The sequence below is a fragment of the Aerococcus sp. L_32 genome (genome assembly GCF_050689315.1).
Genome location: NZ_JBOEQF010000439.1, coordinates 1 through 1,588, shown reverse-complemented (window position 1 = coordinate 1,588; position 1,588 = coordinate 1). Strand labels below are relative to the sequence as shown.

The 1,588-nt window shown below is 40.3% G+C and carries 1 protein-coding gene; it reads right to left on the bottom strand.

The genetic code is table 11. The features are described 5' to 3' along the window. Nucleotides 1-1,511, bottom strand: a 1,511-nt coding sequence (spxB, locus tag ACRCJ0_RS13730) for a pyruvate oxidase (RefSeq protein ID WP_431390787.1), incomplete at its 3' end; no start/stop codon positions are given. Nucleotides 1,512-1,588: the final 77 nt, after the last annotated feature.

Sequence of the window (1,588 nt, the reverse complement as noted above, 5' to 3'; positions counted from 1 at the left end):
CCTTGTGCTTCAGCGATTTTAGCGTAGTCAACATCTGTAAAGTCTACACCGAATAAGTTTTTGTTAGTGTCTTCATATTTGTTTTTGATGAAGGCATATTCAGTGTTAGAGAATACAACGTTGATTACAGGCATGTTGTAACGTACGTTAGTTACTACATCTGGGTAAGTCATAGAGAAGGCACCATCACCGATGATGTTCCAAACTTGACGATCTGGGTAAGTGTTTTTAGCACCTAAACCACCAGGGATAGCGATACCCATTGTTGCGAATAATGGAGAAGTTCTCCACATATTTTTAGGTGTCATGTGTAAGTGACGGATAGAAGTTTGAGTTGAGTTACCAACATCAATAGAGTAGATTGCATCTTCGTCAGCGTGGTTGTTGATTGCATTGTACACTTGGTAGAATTGCAAGTCGCCTTCTTCTTTAGTTTCTAACTTGTTGATGTATTCACGCCAGTTAGCGATGTTTTTCAAGTTAGCTGTCCACCATGCTGACTCTTCAACAGCGTCAACTTTGTTTAAGATTTCGTCGATTGCTAAACCAGCATCACCTAAGATAGCAACATCAGCGTGGTGACGTTTACCTAACATAGCTGGATCAATATCGATTTGGATAAAGTTATCCACGTTACGGAAAGTACCTTCAACCTCTGAGAATGGGAAGTTTGAACCAGCAAATAATACTGTATCTGCTTCTAAGATTGTTTCGTTAGCTGGTTTCCAACCTACACGGTAAGTAGAACCTGTTAACGCTTCGAAGTCCCACTCGAAAGTTTCAAAGTTTTTACCAGTAGTGATAACTGGCGCTTTGATTTTACGAGCTAATTCTTGAACTGCAGGACCGTGGCCCATAGTACCAATACCAGCGTAGATTACTGGACGTTTAGAGTTGTTTAATAATTCAACTGCTGCGTCGATATCTTGTGCTGCTGGAGCGATTGGTTCATATTTACGTAAGCTGTTTGCAGATGAGTACCATTGGTCGTTGTCGATTTCAACTTTAGCGAAATCACCAGGTACTTCTAGAACTGCTACACCACGTTTAGCGATAGCCATACGAGCCGCTTCGTCAACTAATTTTGGTAATTGCTCAGCGTAAGCTACACGACGGTTGTAAACTGCAATGTGGTCGTACATTGGGTTTTGGTTTAATTCTTGGAAAGCGTCCATGTTTAATTCGCGTTGTGGACGAGAACCTAAGATCGCAACTACTGGAATGTTATCCATTGCTGCATCGTATAAACCGTTAATCAAGTGAGATGCACCTGGACCACCAGAACCAACAGTAACACCTAGGTTACCGCCGAATTTGCTTTGCATTACAGCAGCCATAGCACCTACTTCTTCGTGTTTCACTTGTAGGAATTTAACGTTGTTTTCTTCTTCACCCATCGCGTCCATCAATGAACTTAAAGTACCTGAAGGAATACCGTAAATAGTATCTGCTCCCCAAGATTCTAAAATCTTCATAACTGCTAAACCGATGTTAATTTTGTTATCTGACATTTAGATTACCCTCCATTTGATTTAAAAATATCACAATTGAAATAATAGCACTTAAAACAGCTTATTCCAATGAATTG